Origin of the sequence: Nesterenkonia sp. HG001 (genome assembly GCF_034438835.1) — a bacterium.
In the GTDB taxonomy this organism is placed as follows: domain Bacteria; phylum Actinomycetota; class Actinomycetes; order Actinomycetales; family Micrococcaceae; genus Nesterenkonia; species Nesterenkonia xinjiangensis.
The window spans coordinates 381093-398850 of the sequence record NZ_JAOSZD010000002.1; the positions used below are offsets into that span (position 1 = coordinate 381093).

A 17758-nucleotide genomic window follows, 5' to 3' on the forward strand; every position below is an offset into this window, starting at 1 on the left:
TGAAGGGCTGGTTCATTTGCCCGCGCCGGCGGTGAGGCCTTCGCGCAGGTAGCGCTGGCCGAAGAGGAAGACGATCAGCGCGGGGATCATCGAGAGCACGACGCCGGCCAGCACCACGGAGATGCTTCCTGTGCCGAGATGTCCCTGGAGGGAGACCAAGCCCAATGGCAGGGTGAAGTTCTCCTCGGAGTTGACCAGCACCAGGGGCCGGAAGAACTCGTTCCAGTGGTAGTTGAAAGCCAGGATGCCCACGATCGCCATGCCCGGCGCGGAGAGCGGCAGGTAGACGGAGAAGAACACCCGCCAGGGCCCAGCGCCGTCCAGAGAGGCGGCCTCGGCATAGTCGCCGGGCAGGTTCAGGAAGTACTGGCGCATCAGGAAGGTGCCGAAGGCCGTCGGAACGGCTGGGATGATCAGCGCCAACAGCGTGTCGGCCAGCCCTATCCCGCGGATGAGCATGAAGACCGGCACGATCGTGACCTGCACCGGGATCATCATCGTGGCCAGCACCAGGGCGAAGAGCAGGGTGGAGCCGCGGAACCGCATCCGGGCGAACACATAGCCGGCCATCGCTGCGGTGAGCATCTGTCCGGCGGCGATCAGCGCGGTGACCAGGGCCGAGTTCAGCACCAGCCGCGTGACGTCGATCTGGGTGAAGACCTCCCGGTAGGCCGTGAAGTCCGGGCTGAGCGGGAGGAAATGCGGGGGCAGGTCGAAGGACTCGGCCGGGTCGCGCAGGGAGGTGGACAGCGTCCACATCACCGGTCCGAGCACAGCGAGGGCCACCACGGCCATGAACAGCAGGGCGGCGGTCCGGGAGGGGGAGGGCAGGCGCAGACGCCGGCGGGGTCTGTCGGTGACAGGCTGCAGGGTGGTCATGGGATCAGAGCTCCTTCGTCAGAGGTCGTGGGGACGTCTGACGGTTCACTGGTAGAAGACGAATCGGCGGGAGAGGCGGAACTGCGCCCAGGTGATGAGCATGATGATCAGCATCAGGACGAGGCCGGCGGCCGAGGCGAGGCCGAACTCCAGACGCTGGAAGGCGGCCTCGAAGACCACCATGACCGCAGACCTGGTGGAGTCGCCGGGCCCGCCGCGGGTCAGCACGTAGGGCTGGTCGAAGACCTGAAGCGCCATGATCATCGCGGTGACCGAGGCGACCAGCAGCGAGGGGGAGACCAGCGGGAAGGTGACGTTCTTGAACGCTCCCCAGCCCCGGGCTCCGTCGATCTCGGCGGCCTCGTAGAGCTCCTTGGGGATGGAGGCGATCCCACCCAGAAGGATCAGGAAGGAGAATCCGAAGTTCTGCCAGACGAAGACGAAGATCACCACGGCGGCGGCTCCGGTCGGTGTCGTCAGCCAGGGGACGTTCGAGATGCCCACCAGGCCGAGCATCCAGTTCACGACGCCGAACTGCTCGTTGAACAGGTAGCTCATGAAGATGGAGACCCCGGCCGCGGAGAGCACCAGGGGAAAGAAGAACGTGGAGCGGAAGAACAGCCGCAGCCAGTCGGGCATGCGGGACTGGACCATCACCGCCAGGAACATCGCCAGGCTCAGCTGCAGCGTCACCGCGATGAGCACGAACACGATGGTGTTCAGGAAGGCCGTCCGGACGGTGGCGTCGGCGCCGAGGGCGATGAAGTTGTCGACCCCGGCGAACTGCGGGGTGGAGAGCAGGTCCCAGTGGAAGAAGGCCAGGGCCAGCGAGCCGACGATCGGCAACAGGGTGAAGATCCCCATGCCGACCACGGTGGGGGCCAGCAGAAGCAGGATGACCCAGCGTTCGGAGCGCGAGCGGATCCGGGGCGTCGTCGTGGCGGTGGACGGCGTCGTGGGGCGGGCCGAACGGGCCGCTTCCCGGGCAGGTGCAGGGGTGGTGGTCATGAGCTCTTCTCCATGGCGACGGTGAGTTCACGGTCGAGGCGGTCAAGGGCTGTCTCCAGCTGCGCCGGACCGCCGCTCATGCCCAGGGCGACGTTCCGGGCCAGGGCGTTCTCCACCTCGGCCTGCTGGGGAGGAGCCGGAATCGGGCCGGAGGACGGGAAGTCGTCGAGCGTGTCGTAGAAGACCTTCCAATTGCGCGGCCCGGTCTCCCTGTAGAAGGCCTCGTCGACCATGGAACGGCGCGTCGGAGTGGTGGTGGGCACGGGCATCGCCAGCTCCATGGACTCCTTGCGGGTCGTGAACTCCAGCCAGCGCCAGGCCTGCTCCTTGCGCTCAGAGGTGCGCATGATCGAATACCCGGCCGTTCCGAACTGGTGCCGCTGACTGCGCCACCGGGGGAAGTACTGGACGTCGACGTCCTCGTCGGACATGCCGTTCTCATGCAGGCCCTGGGCCCAATAGCCGCCGGCGGGGGTGGCGCCGATGCGATCGGAGGCGAACAGCCCGATCAGCGAGTTGCCCCCGCCCTCCTCGGGACGGATGCTGAGCCCCTCGTTGACCCAGCCCTGCAGACGTTCGAAGGTCTCCACGACGCGCGGGTCGCTGACATTGGAGCTGGTCCAGCGGTACCCGCCACGACGCTCGGCCGTCAGCTCCGGTGTGTAGAACCGGTCCCACAGCCAGTCGCCGCCGGAGAACCTGTCCTCGGTCAGAATGCTGGTGTCATTGGCATAGAGCCATGGGACGATTCCTCCGAAGAGCCGGTTGGTCCAGAAATAGGGGACGAACCCGCCCTCGGCGGTGTCGCGCATCGTGCGCAGCATCTGCTCGAACTCGTCGATGTCCCAGTCGGGGGAGGGGAAGTCCAGGCCCGCGCGCTCCAGGGTCGGCAGGTTGAGATACATGTTGGCCGCATTGAAGTCCAGCGGCAGCACGTAGAGGCTGCCCTGGTACATGAAGGCTTCGATGAGCGAGGGGTGGACGTCCTCGAAGTAGTTCTCCAGGGCTGCCTCGTCATGGGTGATCCAGTCGTCCAGCGGCTCGGCGAGCCGCTCGGCGAAGAGCTGGGCTCCCTCAGTGGCCACGTAGACGACGTCGGGCGCGGTCCCCGAAGCCACCATGGTGAGGATCTTGGTGAAGAAGTCGCCCCAGTCGACGGCTTGGATCGCCTCGATCCGCACGGGGATGTCGGGATTCTCGGCCGTGAACTCGTCGGCCAGGTCCTGGCGGGCCGCCGCGTCCTGGGCGGTGCCCTGGATGGCGACGCGCAGGACGTCCTCGCCCCGGCCGGGGATGTCCTGACCCGCCAGACGCGGCCAGGCCGCGACGGTGCCTCCGAGAGCGGCGAGTCCGCCCACTCCGAGCAGCGTGCGCCGGGTGAGGGTCCGAGTATGCGATGAGATGTGCATAGTGCCTCCTAACACGTGTGAGGCAATGTACTGTGAGGGAGCGCACACGTCAAGAAGGTGAGGTCAGCGGCGCTCGGACTCCGCGACTGCGTGACAGAATTCGGTGACTCTCGTCGCCGTGGGGCCTCCCGGCGTTAGACTGGCACCCGACTGCGGGCGGATCCGGGGCTCTGCCCTGCGAGAGACAGCCCCGGCCCGGGCCGCCGTCGTTCCTGAACTCACAGCGAGGAGACCGCGTCGATGACCACTGCCGAGTCCACCGTGAACATCAACACCGCGCCACTGTCCGAGGTCGACCCCGAGATCGCCCAGGCGATCTCCGACGAGCTGGGACGCCAGCGGGGGACTCTGGAGATGATCGCCTCTGAGAACTTTGTGCCGCGCGCGGTGCTCGAGGCGCAGGGGTCGGTGCTGACCAACAAGTACGCCGAGGGCTACCCGGGCCGTCGCTACTACGGCGGCTGCGAGTTCGTCGACGTCGCAGAGAACCTCGCCATCGAGCGTGCCAAGGAGCTCTTCGGCGCGGAGCATGCCAATGTGCAGCCCCACGCCGGTGCGCAGGCCAACGTCGCAGTGATGACGGCGTTCATAAAGCCCGGAGACAAGCTCATGGGCCTCTCACTGGCCCACGGCGGCCACCTGACCCACGGCATGAAGCTGAACTATTCAGGCAAGTTCCACGAGGTCGCCGCCTATGAGGTCGACTCCGAGACTGGCCTGATCGACATGGAGAAGGTGCGCGAGCAGGCCCTGGCCGAGCGCCCGCACATGATCGTCGCAGGCTGGTCCGCCTACCCCCGTCAGCTCGACTTCGCGAAGTTCCGCGAGATCGCCGACGAGGTCGGTGCGATCCTCTGGGTGGACATGGCCCACTTCGCCGGTCTGGTGGCGGCCGGGCTGCACCCCAACCCGGTGCCGCACGCCGACGTCGTCACCACCACGGTGCACAAGACGCTGGCCGGACCCCGCTCCGGCATGATCCTCTGCAAGGAGGAGCACAAGAAGAAGATCAACTCGGCTGTCTTCCCGGGTCAGCAGGGCGGCCCCCTGATGCACGCCATCGCCGCGAAGGCGATCGCCTTCAAGATCGCCGCCTCTGAGGACTTCAAGGCCCGCCAGCAGCGCACGGTCTCCGGGGCGCAGATCCTGGCCGAGCGTCTGGTCGCCGACGACGTCACCGCCCAGGGCGTCAACGTGCTCACCGGGGGCACCGACGTGCACCTGGTGCTGGTAGACCTGCGTCACTCCGAGATGGACGGCAAGCAGGCCGAGGACCTCCTCCACGAGGTCGGCATCACCGTCAACCGCAACGCGGTGCCCAATGACCCGCGCCCGCCGATGGTGACCTCCGGACTGCGCATCGGCACCCCCGCCCTGGCCTCCCGCGGCTTCGGCGACGTCGAGTTCGCCGAGGTCGCCGACATCATCGCCGAGGTCCTCAAGCAGGGCGCCGCCGGCCAGGCCGACCTCGAGCCGCTGAAGGCGCGCGTGGCCCAGCTGACCGCTGACTTCCCGCTCTACGAGGGCCTGGAGGAGTGGTGATGGCTCAGCAGGACACCACCTCCGGCACGGCCCGGCGATTGGACGGCAAGGCGGCGTCGGCGGAGATCCGCGCCGAGCTGACCCAGCGGGTGGCGGCGCTGAAGGAGCGGGGCGTCACCCCGGGCATCGCCACCGTGCTCGTGGGCGCGGACCCGGCCTCACAGCTCTACGTGGGGATGAAGCACAAGCGGTCCGAGGCCATCGGGATGAACTCGATCCAGCGTGAGCTGCCCGAGGACGCCACCCAGGAGCAGGTCGAGGCGCTGATCGACGAGCTCAACGCTGACCCCGCCTGCCACGGGTACATCGTGCAGCTGCCGCTGCCGAAGCATCTCGACACCGATCGTGTGCTCGAGCGCATCGACCCCGCCAAGGACGCTGACGGGCTGCACCCCACCAACCTGGGGCGGCTGGTCCTCAACGTCAACCAGCCGATCCATACCCCGCTGCCGTGCACCCCGCGCGGGGCGATCGAGCTCCTGCTGCGTCAGGGCTATGACTTCGCCGGCAAGCATGTGGTCGTCGTCGGGCGGGGGGTGACCATCGGCCGGTCCATCGGTCTGCTGCTGACCCGGCGGGAGATCAATGCCACGGTCACGCTGACGCACACCGGAACCGTGGACATGCCGCATCACCTGCGCCAGGCGGACGTGATCATCGCAGCGGCCGGGGTCAAGCACCTGGTGAGGCCTGAGGACGTGAAGCCCGGCGCCGCCGTGCTCGACGTCGGCGTCACCCGCGAGGAGGACCCTGCCGGCGGCAAGGCGAAGGTGTACGGAGACGTCCACCCGGACGTGGTCGACGTCGCCGACTGGCTCTCGCCCAACCCGGGCGGAGTGGGCCCCATGACGGTGGCGCTGCTGATGACCAATGTGGTGGAGGCCGCCGAGCGTCAGGCCGGCTGACCCCTCTCCACGCTCGTGCCTCGGCGGTGGTCACCCTTCGCCCAGGCCGGCCCAGTTGAGCCGGGTCAGTCGGACGGCCTCCTCAGCGTCTCCGTCCTGCAGCGCGGCCAGGATCTGATCATGCTGGTCCGGTGAGGCGGTGCCGGTCATGCTGCCGAAATGCAGGTGCTCGCTGCGTCGCAGCAGGGCCACCACCTGGTCCAGGGTCTCCTGCAGCACCGGGTTCCTCGCCCGGCCCACGACGACGGCGTGGAATGCCTCGTCCGCGGCGACGGCTCCTGGCGCGTCGTGTGTCTCGAGGGCCTGACGCAGCCGGTCGTTGGCCGTATCCATCTGTGTGAGGTCGGCATCGGTGAGCCGCTCGGCCGCGGTTCGGACGGCCAGCTCGTGCAGCGTCGCGGCGACGTCCCGGGCCTGTGCCACCCGCTCCGGGTCCTCCGCGGCGACGGTGGTGCGGCGGCCGGGCTGCGCGCTGACCAGGCCGTCGCGCTCCAGGCGGAGCAGGGCCTCGCGGATCGGAGTGCGTGAGACGCCCAGCCAGTCCTCGAGCTGGGTGTCTCGCAGCTGCTCTCCGGGGCCGAGCTCACCGGTGACGATGGCCTGACGGATCGAGCGATAGACCTCGTCACGCAGCAGGCCGCGGCGATGCACCCCTCGGGCGACGGGGACGGGCATGGACGGTCGTCTCCTCCGGCGAGGACGGCGGGTGGCGTCGTCGTCCTCGGCATCATGGACCTCAGGGTCCGGGGGTGGGCATCCTCTTGACAGTATCCTAGGGGAGCGTGGAATGGTATGTGCAATATATTGGATAACTCTCAGACCCTGGGCCCGGCGAACGCCTGCGGGGCCGCCTGAAGGAGCCCTCATGGCCATCACTGACTTTCCCCGCCACCCGCTGACCTTCGGCCCCAGTCCGGTGCATCCGATGCCGAGGCTGAGCTCGCATCTGGGCGGGGCGCAGATCTGGGCCAAGCGGGAGGACGTGAACTCCGGGCTCGCCTACGGCGGGAACAAGACGCGCAAGCTGGAGTACATCGTTCCGGACATCCTCGCCTCGGGGGCAGACACGATCGTCTCCATCGGGGGCTACCAGTCGAATCACACGCGGCAGGTCGCGGCCGTCGCCGCGACGCTGGGGCTGAAGGCCAGACTGGTCCAGGAGCGCTGGGTGGACTGGGACGACCCGGTCAATGACCAGGTCGGCAACATCCTGCTCTCGCGCATCATGGGGGCTGACGTGCGTCTGGACGACGCCGGCTTCGACATCGGGATCCGGACCAGCTGGGAGCAAGCCATCGCCGAGGTGGAGGCCGAGGGAGGAACCCCGTATCCCATTCCCGCCGGGGCCTCGGAGCATCGCCTCGGTGGGCTCGGCTTCGCGAACTGGGCCTATGAGGTCGCTGAGCAGGAGGAGCAGCTCGGCGTCTTCTTCGACACGATCGTGGTCTGCACGGTCACCGGATCCACCCAGGCCGGGATGATCGCCGGTTTCGCCGCACTTCAGAAGGCGGGCGGACGCCCGCGCCGGATCATCGGCATCGACGCCTCCGCCACTGTGGAGAGGACCCGCGCCCAGGTCAGCCGCATCGCGCGCGGAACCGCCGAGCTGATCGGCCTGGGCCGGGAGGTGTCCGAGGAGGAGATCACCGTGCTCGCCGGCTGGGCGGGGGAGGAGTACGGCGTCCCGGTGGACTCCACCGTCGAGGCCATCCGCGCCACCGCCCAGCTGGAGGGCGTCATCCTCGACCCCGTCTATGAGGGCAAGTCCATGGCAGGGCTGATGGGCCTGGTCCGTGACGCCGAGATCCCCTCCGATTCCACAGTGCTCTACGCCCACCTGGGAGGGCAGCCGGCGCTCAACGCCTACAGCCAGGTGTTCTGAGGTCCGGAACCCACAGCTTCAGCGGGTTCAGCGCAGGAAGAGCCGCCGCATCCGCAGCGTCGCCACCGTCATTCCGACGGCGATCATCACCAGGTAGTAGCCGATGTGCACCAGGGTGAGCGCGCTGAAGGAGAACGCGGCGATGTCCCGCATGAGCTCCACCGCATGCCACAGCGGCAGGGCCTGGATCATCCACTGCACCCCTGACGGGTAGACGTCGATGGGGAACAGGGTGGCTGAGAACAGAAACATCGGCATCATGACCATCATCATCCAGTCCATCTGCTGGAACCGGCTCATGAAAGAGGTGACCGCCATCCCCACGGCCGCGAAGCCGAAGGCGATGAACAGCGCCGCCACCAGCATCACCAGCGCCGAGAGCGGGCTGACCAGGTCGGCGGCGACCAGCACGGTGAGGAAGCCCAGGGCGTAGATTCCGCCGCGGAAGAGCGCCAGAAGGATCTCCCCGACCGCGACGTCGAGGGGTCCCAGCGAGGTCGCCATCATCGACTGATACAGCTTGGTGATCTTCAGCTTGAAGAACACGTTCCACGTGGAGTCGAACACCGCGCCGTTCATCGCGGAGACGGCCAGCAGCGCCGGGGCGATGAACGCGGCGTAGCTCATCTCGCCGCCGTCGGCGGCCTCGATCCCGGAGATCATCGGACTGATGCCCAGCCCGAAGGAGGTCAGGAACAGCACCGGCTCGAGGAATCCGGAGAGGAAGATGACACCACGGTTGTTGCGGATGGCCGACATTCCGCGGGAGAAGACCGCACGGATGTTCCCCGCGTAGTAGTTCCCGGCCAGTCCGGACCGGACCTTCACCGGAGGGGTCCCGGGCGCCGGGGGACCGGCGGCCAGGTCCTTGGCCTCCAGACGGGCCTCGCGCTTCAGGCGAGACTTCTCCCCGGGGGTGCGGCCGCGCCACTCGGCGAGTCCCAGGCGGCGGATGTATATCCGGCGCACCCAGAACCAGGCGGCTCCGGCGAGCACCAGCAGGTAGCCCAGGTGCACGGTGGCCATGCCCGCCGACATCGGCTGCCCGAAGGCCAGCATTCGGCCCAGCTCGTTGGCATGCCAGATGGGGGAGACCCAGCCGATCAGCTGGAGGGCTCCGGGCAGGTTGGTCAGCGGATAGAAGGTCCCGGAGAACAGGAACAGCGGCATGATGATGAACCGCTGGATCAGCGCGGCGTGGCCCTTCTCATCCCGCAGCGACGCGATGTAGGCCATGATCGGCAGGCCCAGCGCCAGCGAGCCCAACGCGGCGGTGAACACCTGCAGCCACGCCCAGGGACTGGTCGTCGCGCCGACGGCCACCAGCACCCCGGTGAACACCAGTCCGTGGACGCCGAAGCGCGCGCAGACAGCCAGGATGTGGCCGGAGGCGATCTGCGTCGGAGTCAGCGGGGATGCCTGCGCCCCGTAGTAGATGCGTCGCCACTTGAACTTCTCCATCACCGGGAAGGTGAACTCGATGCCGGCGGACATCGCCATCGTCGAAGCCAGGATCGCCGGGCCGATGTACATCAGGTAGGACTCGGCGCCGTAGGCGGTCAGATCAGCACGGTCGCCCACCAGCACCCCGAGCCCCAGGCCCATGGCCAGGATGTACATGATCGGCTGCGCGATGGAGCTGGTCAGGATCACCACCGCATAGGCGCGCATGCCGCGCAGCGTGTGCTCGGCCTGGTAGAGGATCCCGCGGCTCCGCACTCGGGAGGCCAGCACCGCCTTGTCAGCAGCCGGCGACGGCGGCGGGTCGCCGTCGCCGGTGCGCGGGCCGGTCGTGGAGCGAGGCAGCGTCGTCTCAGTCAACGAGGGTCCTCCCGGTCAGCCGTAGGAAGACATCCTCGAGCGAGGAACGGCGCACCAACGAGGTCACCGGCCGGTGGCCGGCGGCGTGGATGTGCTCCAGCGCCTCTTCAGCGCGCTCCGCATACACCAGCAGCCGGTCCGGCAGGACCTCGAACCGGTCGAAGCCGGAGTCGCCGCCGTCGAGCACGGCGCCCAGCTCCTCGGCCAGCTCGGCATTGCGGTCCATGCCGAAGCGCAGCTCGAGGACCTCTCGGGTGGAGTGCTCGCGGATGAGCCCCGAAGGGCTCCCCTCGGCCATGATGCGGCCGTGGTCCACCACGATCAGCCGGTCGCAGAGCTGTTCGGCCTCGTCCATGTGGTGAGTGGTGAGCACCAGGGTGGTGCCGTTCTCCTTGAGCCGGAAGAGCCGGTCCCACAGCACATGGCGGGCCTGCGGGTCCAGCCCGGTGGTGGGTTCGTCCAGCAGCAGCACATCAGGTTCGTTGACCAGGGCGCGGGCGATGGTCAGCCGGCGCTTCATGCCGCCGGAGAGGTCCTCCACCCGGGCCTTGGCCTTATGGGTGAGCTGGGCGAAGTCCAGCAGCTCCTCGGCCTTGGCGAGCAGCCAACGCCGCGGCAGTCCGAAGTAGCGGCCGTACATGATGATGTTCTCCCGGACGGTGAGCTCCTCGTCCAGGTTGTCCTGCTGGGGGATGACGCCCAGTCTGGCGCGGACCTCCGGGCCCTGTCTCTCCGGGTCCAGTCCCGCGACGGTGAGGTCTCCGGCGGTGCGGGAGGCCACTGCTGCGATCATCCGCATCGTCGTCGACTTCCCGGCGCCGTTGGGGCCCAACAGGCCGAAGGACTCGCCGCGGGAGACGGCGAAGTCGATTCCGTCCACGGCGGTGAAGTCCCCATAGCGCTTGGTGAGCCCGGAGGCGGTGATCGCGGACTCGGGCAGTGCGGCCGACTGTGGCACGGAACGGTTCACGACTCCGGCCTCCTCGGGGGTCTGGGCGGCGCCCTGGGCGGCGGAGCCCTCCAGGGACGGGGATTCTGCGGGCACACTGGTGGCACGGACGGATTCGGGCATGACCAGCAGTTTACGCGTGCAACCACTGCCTGACCAGGGTTCTGAGGGCTGATCCGCTCTCAGCCTCGGGGCGGGAGCCGGAGGAGCCCCGGATCATCCTCAGGGGCGATGCGGTGGATCGCCTCATCCGGAAGAATGATCAGCGTTCCTCTTCCCACCCCATTGCATGGAAAGGACACTGCCCATGTCCATTCCGGTCCTCGAGACGGAGAACCTGGCCAAGGTCTACGGCCGCGGAGCCTCGCGCTTCGACGCGCTCAAAGGTCTGACCTTCGAGATCCACGACGGTGAGTCCGTGGCGATCGTCGGCAAGTCCGGCTCTGGCAAGTCCACCCTGATGCACCTGCTGGCGCTGCTCGACGAGCCGACCTCCGGCGTCGTCGCCCTGGACGGCCAGCCGGTCTCCCAGCTGGAGCCCAAGAAGATCTCCCGGCTGCGCAACGAGACCTTCGGCTTCGTCTTCCAGCAGTTCTTCCTCAACGCGAATCAGACGGTGCTGGAGAACGTCACCCTGCCGCTGAAGATCGCCGGCCTGAACAAGGCTGATCGTCATGCTCGCGGACTGGAGGTCCTCGAGCAGCTGGAGATCGCCGACAAGGCGAAGAACCGCGCCACCGATCTCTCCGGCGGGCAGAAGCAGCGTGTGTGCATCGCTCGGGCCCTGGTGAACCGCCCTTCGGTGATCTTCGCCGACGAGCCCACCGGGAACCTGGACTCCACCACCTCAGAAGTGGTCGAGGACATCCTCTTCGGCCTGCACCGTGATCAGGGCATCACCCTGGTGGTGGTCACCCATGATGAAGACCTGGCCGGCCGCTGCGAGCGGCGCCTGATGATGCAGGACGGGCTGATCGTCGCCGAGGAGCACGGAGTCGTCACCGAGGGGCAGCTGGACACGACGTTCGACCCGGCTCAGCTGGGCGTCGAGGATGAGAGGGGTCAGGCATGAGGGCAGTCGACGTCACCCGCACCGCGCTGGGCAACACCATGCGGTCCAAGCTGCGGACGTTCCTGACCGTCATCGCGATCGTCATCGGTGCCTTCACCCTGGCCGTGACCACCGGGCTGGCCGCAGGTGTGAACCAGACCATCGACGACATGGTGGCCGGATACGGCGAGCAGGACCAGATCTATGTGATGCAGGCCAGCGCCATGGGTCAGGGCGAGGAGACCGGACCTGGACCTCAGGAGTATGACCCTGAAGCCGCCGGGCAGCAGAGCGAGTTCGGTCAGGCGATGCTCTCCGAGGAGGACATCGACACCATCGAGGGGATCGAGGGGATCACGAATGTGGATCCGATCTTCTTCGTCTCTCCGAGCTACCTGGAGACCCCCGACGGGAATCAGTATGGGCTGAACGACCTGGGCCTCCCCGCGGACGCCCCGGGCATGGACCTGCTGGCCGGGGACGCTCCGGAGCGGGACGCCATGGAGGTCACCATCCCCGAGACCTGGCTGGCCGTCTTCGACGACTCCACCGACGACCATGAGGACGCCGACCCGGAGACGGCCATCGGCGAGACCGTGGAGATCGGCATCGCTGACATGGCCCGCGAGATGCACACTGTGGAGGCCGAGGTGGTCGGCGTCTCGGTCCAGAACCTGGCCGGCATCGGTGGCTCACCGATGCCCTCCCACGGGCTGAACGACGAGCTGTACGAGCTTCAGAGCTCCGGCCTGGATGTGGAGCAGTCCGACGCCTTCGTCCAGGCGGCGGCCGACGTCGAGGACATGGAGGCCTACGAGGACTCCATCAAAGAGGCCCTGCAGGAGGAAGGTCTGGTCGGCCTGACCGTCGAGGACTTCATGGGGATCATCCAGACCGTCATCGATGCCATCGCGTGGGTGCTGTACGGCTTCGCGTTCATCGCGCTGATCGCCGCGTCCTTCGGCATCGTGAACACTCTGCTGATGTCCGTGCAGGAGCGGACCCGAGAGATCGGCCTGATGAAGGCGCTGGGCATGTCCGGGGGCAGGATCTTCGGTCTGTTCTCGATGGAGGCCGTGATGATCGGCCTGCTCGGATCGCTGATCGGAGTCGGCGGCGGTGTGCTCGCCGGTGTGGTGGCCAACGCGCTGCTCACCGGCAGCGGAGGTCCGCTGGGCGACGTCGGCGGGCTCATCCTCTATGCGGTGAGTCCGGTGGCGATCCTCAGCATCACCGGGCTGGTCGTGGGCATCGCGTTCCTCGCCGGAACGCTGCCGGCGGCGCGTGCGGCGAAGAAGGACCCCATCGAGGCCCTACGCTACGAGTAGGCATCCAGGTACTGTGAACCACACCATCAGAGAAGGAGAGAGTCGTGACCAGCTCGCCCTATGAGAACCCGCAGGACCCGAACCAGCAGCCGGGTCAGAACCCGGGCCAGCAGCCGGGACCCGCTCCCTACCAGCAGCCCGGTCCGGGCGCCGGCTCGAAGTTCGGTACCAGCCCTTATGACCCGAACGCGGTGGGCGGCCCCATGGCTGAGCCTCCCAAGTTCGCCCTGCTGAAGAAGCTCACGCTGATCTCGCTGGGGGTCTATGTGCTCTCCGGGATCGCCAGCATCTTCCCCGCCATGGACGAGGACATGCTCCGTGAGCAGATGACCGCCCAGGGGCTCGCCGTCGATGAGTCCACGCTCGCCGCAGCGGCGACGATGGGACTCGTCTTCGCCGTCGCCATGCTGATCATCCCCGTGGTGCTCTACATCGTGGCCTACCTGGGCATCACCAAGGTGAAGAACTGGGGCCGGATCCTCGGCGCTGTCTTCGGTGCCCTCGGCACGCTGTTCACCGTGTGGGGCCTCACCGGCATCGGAACGATGCTGGACATGGGGGCGATCGGCGTCCTCTCGCTGATCCTCTCGATCGCGTTCATCGCCGTGAATATCTACTGGTTCATCACCGCCTTCAGCAAGGAGGTCGGCCAGTACTTCGCCCAGGGGCGCGTCGCCTGATCGCCTGATCGGCAGTATTCGGCAGTACGAGGGGCGGGGTCCACCATCCGGTGGGCCCCGCCCCTCTGATCAGCCCACGTACTGATCGGACCACGCGCTGATGATCTTCCCCGCCCGCGCGGCCTGTCCCTCGGCAGTGAGCAGGTGGTCGGACCCCTCGAGGGCCACGAAGCTGCGCGGGTGTTTCGTGGCCAGAAAGAGCGTGCTGGCGTTCTCGATGCTGACGGTGTTGTCGGTGGGAGAGTGCATCACCAAGAACGGCAGAGACAGAGCACGGATCTTGTCGTCGATGTCGGCCCGGCGCACGTCCTCGACGAAATCGCGCTTCAGGGTGAGTGCCCGGCCGCCGACGAGCCACTCGGCCTCACCGTCAGCCACGGCTCGGTCGGCGAGAGCATCGAAGTGATGCTCGACGTGGCTCGGGTCTGCCGGAGCGCCGATGCTCACCACGGCGCGTAGGTCGGCGGCCCGCTCGGCTGCGGCGATCACCGCAGCCCCGCCCCAGGAATGTCCCACCAGGATGTCTGCCGGGGTGCCGCGCTCAGCCATGAACTGGCACGCCCGGACAGTGTCGTCGACTTTGACGGTGAAGGACCCGTCACCCCAGTCTCCGCCAGAGCCACGGAGACCCAGCGCATCGAAGCGGAGCATGCCGATGCCTTCGTGGGCGAGCTGCTTGCAGATCCGCGAAGCGGCCGGGCTGTCCTTGCCGAGCGTGAACCCGTGGACGAACACTCCCCACCCGCGGACGTCACCCTCGGGATGATCGATGAGACCGGCCAGCTTCGGCCCGGTCGAACTTGGAAACTGGACAGATTCAGTCATGATCACTCCCGACGACAGATACCATCATCAGCGCCAGCCTAGCTGGGGTGCCACCGCGGTGAGGATCGACTCCATCAGGTGAGCGTTGTACTCCACCCCGAGCTGGTTCGGCACGGTGACCAGCAGCGTGTCCGCGGAGGCGATGGCCTCGTCGCGGGCGAGCTCCTGCACCAGCTCCTCGGGCTCGCCGATGTAGCTGCGGCCGAAGATCGCCCGGGTTCTCTCATCGAGCATGCCGACCTGGTCCTGGGTGTCGCGCTGGCCCAGGAAGTAGGCACGGTCTTGGTCGCTGGTGATCGCGATGATCGATCGGCTCACCGAGACCCGTGGGGTGAAGGCGTGGTCGTGGGCCTGCCATTCCTGGTGGAACGCCTCGATCTGGCGCCGCTGCTGAACGTGGAAGGGCTCACCCGTCTCGTCGTCCTTCAGGGTCGAGCTCATCAGGTTCATCCCCTGCGCGGCGGCCCATCGGGCGGTGGAGTCAGATCCGGCGCCCCACCAGATGCGCTCCCGAAGTCCGGGGGAGTGCGGCTCAGGACGCAGCAGCCCGGGCGGATTCGGGAACATCGGCTGCGGGTTCGGCGGGGCGAAACCCTCGCCGCTGAGGATTTGGAGCATCGACTCGGTGTGGCGGCGTGCCATGTCCGCGTCGGTCTCGCCCTCAGCAGGGGCGAACCCGAAGTGCCGCCATCCGTCGATGACCTGTTCGGGTGAGCCGCGGGAGATGCCCGGCTGGAGCCTGCCGCCGGAGATCAGGTCCGCGGCGCCGGCGTTCTCCGCGAAGGCCACGGGGTTCTCGTAGCGCATGTCGATGACGCCGGTGCCGATCTCGATCCGGCTGGTCCGGGCTCCGACTGCCGCCAGCAGCGGAAAGGGGGAGGCGAGCTGGCGCGCGAAATGGTGCACCCGGAAGGAGGCGACGTCGGCCCCCAGCTCCTCGGCCGCGACAGCCAGATCGATCGACTGCAGCAAGGCGTCCTGGGCCGACTGCGTCCGCGAATGCGGAGAGGGCGTCCAGTGGCCGAACGAGAGGAATCCGATGCGCTTCACACCTCCGAGAACCGTCGGTCGGAGGCAGGTATTCCGCGGCAGGCCTCCGACGGGCTCCCTCCGCCCGACGGCGACGTGTTGCGGATCACGTCTCGCGCTCCTAAAATGAACACGGATCATTAAATCCGAGACGCAGAGAGTGCCGGCCCCGCAGTCGGCCTCGCACGTCCGGGCCCGCAGACACCACCACAGACCAGGAGGTTCACTCATGGGTGAGCGACTTCAGAACTTCATCGATGGCCGATTCGTCCCTGCTCACGGTGCGGGGGTCTTTGAGGTGATCAGTCCGGTCACCGGGGAGCAGGTCGCGCTCTCCCCGGTCTCGGGGACCGGTGATGTCGAGGCGGCCTTCGCGGCCGCCTCCGGCGCGTTTGCCACGTGGAAGGCGGTGACTCCTTCGCAGCGACAGAAGCACCTGCTGGCCCTGGCGGATGCGGTGGAGGCCCATGCCGATGAGCTCGTGGAGGCCCAGCATCGCAACACCGGCCAGCCGCGGGCGATCATCGCCGCCGAGGAGGTCGCCGCGGGGGCGGATCAGCTGCGGTTCTTCGCCGGGGCGGCCCGGATGCTGGAGGGTCGAGCGGCCGCGGAGTATATGGAGGGCCACACCTCCTACGTGCGGCGGGAGCCGGTGGGTGTCATCGCCCAGATCACTCCGTGGAACTTTCCGTTGATGATGGCGATCTGGAAGATCGGCCCGGCGTTGGCCGCGGGCAACACAGTGGTGCTCAAGCCCTCGGAGACCACTCCGGAGTCCACTCTGGTGCTGGCCCGTCTGGCCGGGGAGATCTTCCCGGCGGGAGTGGTCAATGTGGTCCTCGGTGATGCCTCCACGGGGGCGCTGCTCTCCCAGCATCCCTCGGCGGTGATGGTCTCGCTGACCGGGTCGGTGCGTGCTGGTGAGGCAGTGGCCTCCCAGGCGGGGCTGAAGCGGACCCATCTTGAGCTGGGTGGCAAAGCTCCGGCGGTGGTCTTCGGCGATGTGGATCTGGGGGCCACAGCGAAGGCGCTGGTGGAGTTCGGGACCTTCAATGCAGGTCAGGACTGTACGGCGTTGACCCGGGTGCTGGTCGAGGATGCCGTCCATGATGAGTTGGTGGAGCATCTGGTGGCCGCTGCGCAGGCCACCGTCACCGGTGAGGCTGATGAGGCGAAGAACGACTATGGTCCGCTGAACAATGCTCGGCATTTCGCCTCGGTGAAGGCTCGGGTGGAGTCATTGCCGCAGCATGCGCGGATCGTCACCGGGGGTCGTGCGGTGCAGGGATCGGCGGGGTTCTTCTTCGAGCCCACCATCATCACCGGAGTGAAGCAGTCGGATGCGATCGTTCAGGAGGAGACCTTCGGTCCGGTGATCACGGTGCAGTCCTTCTCCAGTGAGCAGGAGGCTCTTGAGTTGGCCAACGGGGTCGACTACGCCCTGGCCTCGAGCGTATGGACCACAGATGGTGCCAGGGCGCTGCGGTTCACCCGGGATCTGGACTTCGGGTGCGTGTGGGTGAACACGCATCTTCTGCTGGTGGCGGAGATGCCCCACGGTGGGTTCAAGTCCTCCGGGCACGGGAAGGATCTCTCGGGATACGCCGTGGAGGAGTACACCCGCGTCAAGCATGTGATGCACGCCCTCGGAGTCTGATGAGGGCCTGACGAGAGTTTGGCTCGCCGCCCGGCGGCCGAGCTGACCGTCCAGGTCTCTGCCCGCAGCAGGCTCAGTCTGCTGCGGGCTGGGCGGCCACGTGACGGCGCAGTCCGTCGATCAGGGCATCGAGGGTCAGGCTGAACGCGCGGTCCGCCGCGGCCCGCGCATCCTGGCCGCGTCCCGCAGCGGCCTCGCTGAAGCGGGGCGCGAGGTCGGCGCGACGCCCCGGATTGAAGATGTCCGCCGGAGCAGAGGCGTCATAGGCGGCGCCGAACACCAGCGCCTCCACGCCGACGATCATGTCCACGGCTTCCGGCCCGGGGATCCCCGCGTTCTCCAGGGCGGCGGTGACGCGTTCGTACATGCGCAGCGTCTGGGGTGCGTCAGCCACGGGAAGAACGGCCATGATCGGGATCAGCTCCGTGTGCCGGATGTAGCAGTCCCGGTAGGACAGGGCCCAGCGCCGCAGCGCCTCCTCCCAGGGGAGGGTGCTGAATCCGCTGGTGTCGATCTGCTCGTTGAGCCGGTCCTGGAGCAGCACGAGCACGTCCTGCTTCGAGGAGACGTGGTTGTACAACGCAGAGGCGGCGACCCCGAGCTCCCGGGCCAGTGAGGCCATCGTCAGATGGTCGTAGCCGCGCGTGCTGACGATCCGGATGGCGGCCGCGGTGATTCCCTCGCGGGAGAGGACCGGCGATGACGGTCTGCCTCGGCGTCGAGGTGTGGGGTGATCCGGAGTCAACGAAAGTCCTTCGGGTCGATGGCGGGTGCGTACGTGAGGGGCGGCTGT

The 17758-nt window shown here is 67.6% G+C and carries 16 protein-coding genes; 7 read left to right on the plus strand and 9 right to left on the minus strand.

Annotation, left to right across the window (positions count from 1 at the left end; translation table 11 throughout):
- Positions 1 to 12: 12 nt before the first annotated feature.
- The 3 genes from ODE13_RS04630 to ODE13_RS04640 form a co-directional block, all read right to left on the minus strand.
- Entirely contained in the window at positions 13 to 795 is a 783-nt protein-coding gene (locus ODE13_RS04630; RefSeq protein WP_322478358.1) for a carbohydrate ABC transporter permease, read from the minus strand.
- Between the two features lie 129 nt (positions 796 to 924).
- The gene (locus ODE13_RS04635; protein ID WP_416210550.1) at positions 925 to 1887 is read right to left on the minus strand and encodes a carbohydrate ABC transporter permease; all 963 of its coding nucleotides are present in this window, start codon (positions 1885 to 1887) and stop codon (positions 925 to 927) included.
- Positions 1884 to 3296 carry an ABC transporter substrate-binding protein gene (locus tag ODE13_RS04640; protein ID WP_179540680.1) on the minus strand — a complete coding sequence of 471 codons (1413 nt, stop codon included), beginning with the start codon at positions 3294 to 3296 and terminating at the stop codon, positions 1884 to 1886. The genes ODE13_RS04635 and ODE13_RS04640 overlap by 4 nt, the downstream gene beginning before the upstream one ends.
- Positions 3297 to 3536: 240 nt before the next feature.
- Here ODE13_RS04640 and glyA point away from each other — a divergent pair, with 240 nt between their 5' ends.
- A complete protein-coding gene (gene glyA / locus ODE13_RS04645) occupies positions 3537 to 4838 on the plus strand; it encodes a serine hydroxymethyltransferase (RefSeq protein ID WP_322478185.1) in 1302 nt (433 codons plus the stop codon).
- Entirely contained in the window at positions 4838 to 5743 is a 906-nt protein-coding gene (locus ODE13_RS04650; RefSeq protein WP_322478186.1) for a bifunctional methylenetetrahydrofolate dehydrogenase/methenyltetrahydrofolate cyclohydrolase, read from the plus strand. Before glyA ends, ODE13_RS04650 begins: the two co-directional genes overlap by 1 nt.
- Positions 5744 to 5773: 30 nt before the next feature.
- Here ODE13_RS04650 and ODE13_RS04655 read toward each other — a convergent pair whose 3' ends face one another.
- Complete coding sequence (locus tag ODE13_RS04655) at positions 5774 to 6418, minus strand: GntR family transcriptional regulator (protein WP_322478187.1); 645 nt, start codon at positions 6416 to 6418, stop codon at positions 5774 to 5776.
- A 190-nt stretch (positions 6419 to 6608) separates the two neighbouring features.
- Here ODE13_RS04655 and ODE13_RS04660 point away from each other — a divergent pair, with 190 nt between their 5' ends.
- On the plus strand, positions 6609 to 7625 hold the full coding sequence (locus ODE13_RS04660) for a 1-aminocyclopropane-1-carboxylate deaminase (RefSeq protein ID WP_322478188.1): 1017 nt from the start codon (positions 6609 to 6611) through the stop codon (positions 7623 to 7625).
- A gap of 27 nt (positions 7626 to 7652) precedes the next feature.
- Here ODE13_RS04660 and ODE13_RS04665 read toward each other — a convergent pair whose 3' ends face one another.
- The gene (locus tag ODE13_RS04665) at positions 7653 to 9446 is read right to left on the minus strand and encodes an ABC transporter permease (protein WP_322478189.1); all 1794 of its coding nucleotides are present in this window, start codon (positions 9444 to 9446) and stop codon (positions 7653 to 7655) included.
- Positions 9439 to 10518: an ABC transporter ATP-binding protein gene (locus ODE13_RS04670; protein WP_322478190.1), complete on the minus strand. Its 1080-nt coding sequence runs from the start codon at positions 10516 to 10518 to the stop codon at positions 9439 to 9441. Before ODE13_RS04670 ends, ODE13_RS04665 begins: the two co-directional genes overlap by 8 nt.
- Before the next feature lie 184 nt (positions 10519 to 10702).
- On the opposite strand from ODE13_RS04670, the gene ODE13_RS04675 reads away from it, so the two are divergent.
- From ODE13_RS04675 to ODE13_RS04685, 3 genes are read left to right on the plus strand one after another with little or no spacing between them, the layout of a single operon-like run.
- Positions 10703 to 11467 (plus strand): ABC transporter ATP-binding protein, encoded by a 765-nt coding sequence (locus ODE13_RS04675; RefSeq protein WP_322478191.1) that lies wholly within the window; start codon positions 10703 to 10705, stop codon positions 11465 to 11467.
- The gene (locus ODE13_RS04680) at positions 11464 to 12774 is read left to right on the plus strand and encodes an ABC transporter permease (RefSeq protein WP_322478192.1); all 1311 of its coding nucleotides are present in this window, start codon (positions 11464 to 11466) and stop codon (positions 12772 to 12774) included. Before ODE13_RS04675 ends, ODE13_RS04680 begins: the two co-directional genes overlap by 4 nt.
- Before the next feature lie 44 nt (positions 12775 to 12818).
- Positions 12819 to 13454, plus strand: a complete 636-nt coding sequence (locus ODE13_RS04685) for a hypothetical protein (RefSeq protein ID WP_322478193.1) — start codon at positions 12819 to 12821, stop codon at positions 13452 to 13454.
- A 69-nt stretch (positions 13455 to 13523) separates the two neighbouring features.
- Here the strand turns inward: ODE13_RS04685 and ODE13_RS04690 are convergent, their stop codons facing one another.
- A complete protein-coding gene (locus tag ODE13_RS04690) occupies positions 13524 to 14279 on the minus strand; it encodes an alpha/beta hydrolase family protein (RefSeq protein WP_322478194.1) in 756 nt (251 codons plus the stop codon).
- Between the two features lie 27 nt (positions 14280 to 14306).
- Complete coding sequence (locus ODE13_RS04695) at positions 14307 to 15329, minus strand: LLM class flavin-dependent oxidoreductase (protein WP_322478195.1); 1023 nt, start codon at positions 15327 to 15329, stop codon at positions 14307 to 14309.
- Positions 15330 to 15537: 208 nt separating this feature from the next.
- Between ODE13_RS04695 and ODE13_RS04700 the strand changes: the two genes are divergently transcribed.
- Entirely contained in the window at positions 15538 to 16965 is a 1428-nt protein-coding gene (locus ODE13_RS04700) for an aminobutyraldehyde dehydrogenase (protein ID WP_322478196.1), read from the plus strand.
- Between the two features lie 73 nt (positions 16966 to 17038).
- Here ODE13_RS04700 and ODE13_RS04705 read toward each other — a convergent pair whose 3' ends face one another.
- On the minus strand, positions 17039 to 17710 hold the full coding sequence (locus ODE13_RS04705) for a TetR/AcrR family transcriptional regulator (protein WP_179540668.1): 672 nt from the start codon (positions 17708 to 17710) through the stop codon (positions 17039 to 17041).
- Positions 17711 to 17758: the final 48 nt, after the last annotated feature.

Coding starts and splice junctions, on each gene's coding strand:
- ODE13_RS04630 (WP_322478358.1), bottom strand. CDS start 795: ATGGCCGTGGTGGCCCTCGCTGTGCTCGGACCGGTGATGTGGACGCTG.
- ODE13_RS04635 (WP_416210550.1), bottom strand. CDS start 1,887: ATGACCACCACCCCTGCACCTGCCCGGGAAGCGGCCCGTTCGGCCCGC.
- ODE13_RS04640 (WP_179540680.1), bottom strand. CDS start 3,296: ATGCACATCTCATCGCATACTCGGACCCTCACCCGGCGCACGCTGCTC.
- glyA (WP_322478185.1), top strand. CDS start 3,537: ATGACCACTGCCGAGTCCACCGTGAACATCAACACCGCGCCACTGTCC.
- ODE13_RS04650 (WP_322478186.1), top strand. CDS start 4,838: ATGGCTCAGCAGGACACCACCTCCGGCACGGCCCGGCGATTGGACGGC.
- ODE13_RS04655 (WP_322478187.1), bottom strand. CDS start 6,418: ATGCCCGTCCCCGTCGCCCGAGGGGTGCATCGCCGCGGCCTGCTGCGT.
- ODE13_RS04660 (WP_322478188.1), top strand. CDS start 6,609: ATGGCCATCACTGACTTTCCCCGCCACCCGCTGACCTTCGGCCCCAGT.
- ODE13_RS04670 (WP_322478190.1), bottom strand. CDS start 10,518: ATGCCCGAATCCGTCCGTGCCACCAGTGTGCCCGCAGAATCCCCGTCC.
- ODE13_RS04675 (WP_322478191.1), top strand. CDS start 10,703: ATGTCCATTCCGGTCCTCGAGACGGAGAACCTGGCCAAGGTCTACGGC.
- ODE13_RS04680 (WP_322478192.1), top strand. CDS start 11,464: ATGAGGGCAGTCGACGTCACCCGCACCGCGCTGGGCAACACCATGCGG.
- ODE13_RS04690 (WP_322478194.1), bottom strand. CDS start 14,279: ATGACTGAATCTGTCCAGTTTCCAAGTTCGACCGGGCCGAAGCTGGCC.
- ODE13_RS04700 (WP_322478196.1), top strand. CDS start 15,538: ATGGGTGAGCGACTTCAGAACTTCATCGATGGCCGATTCGTCCCTGCT.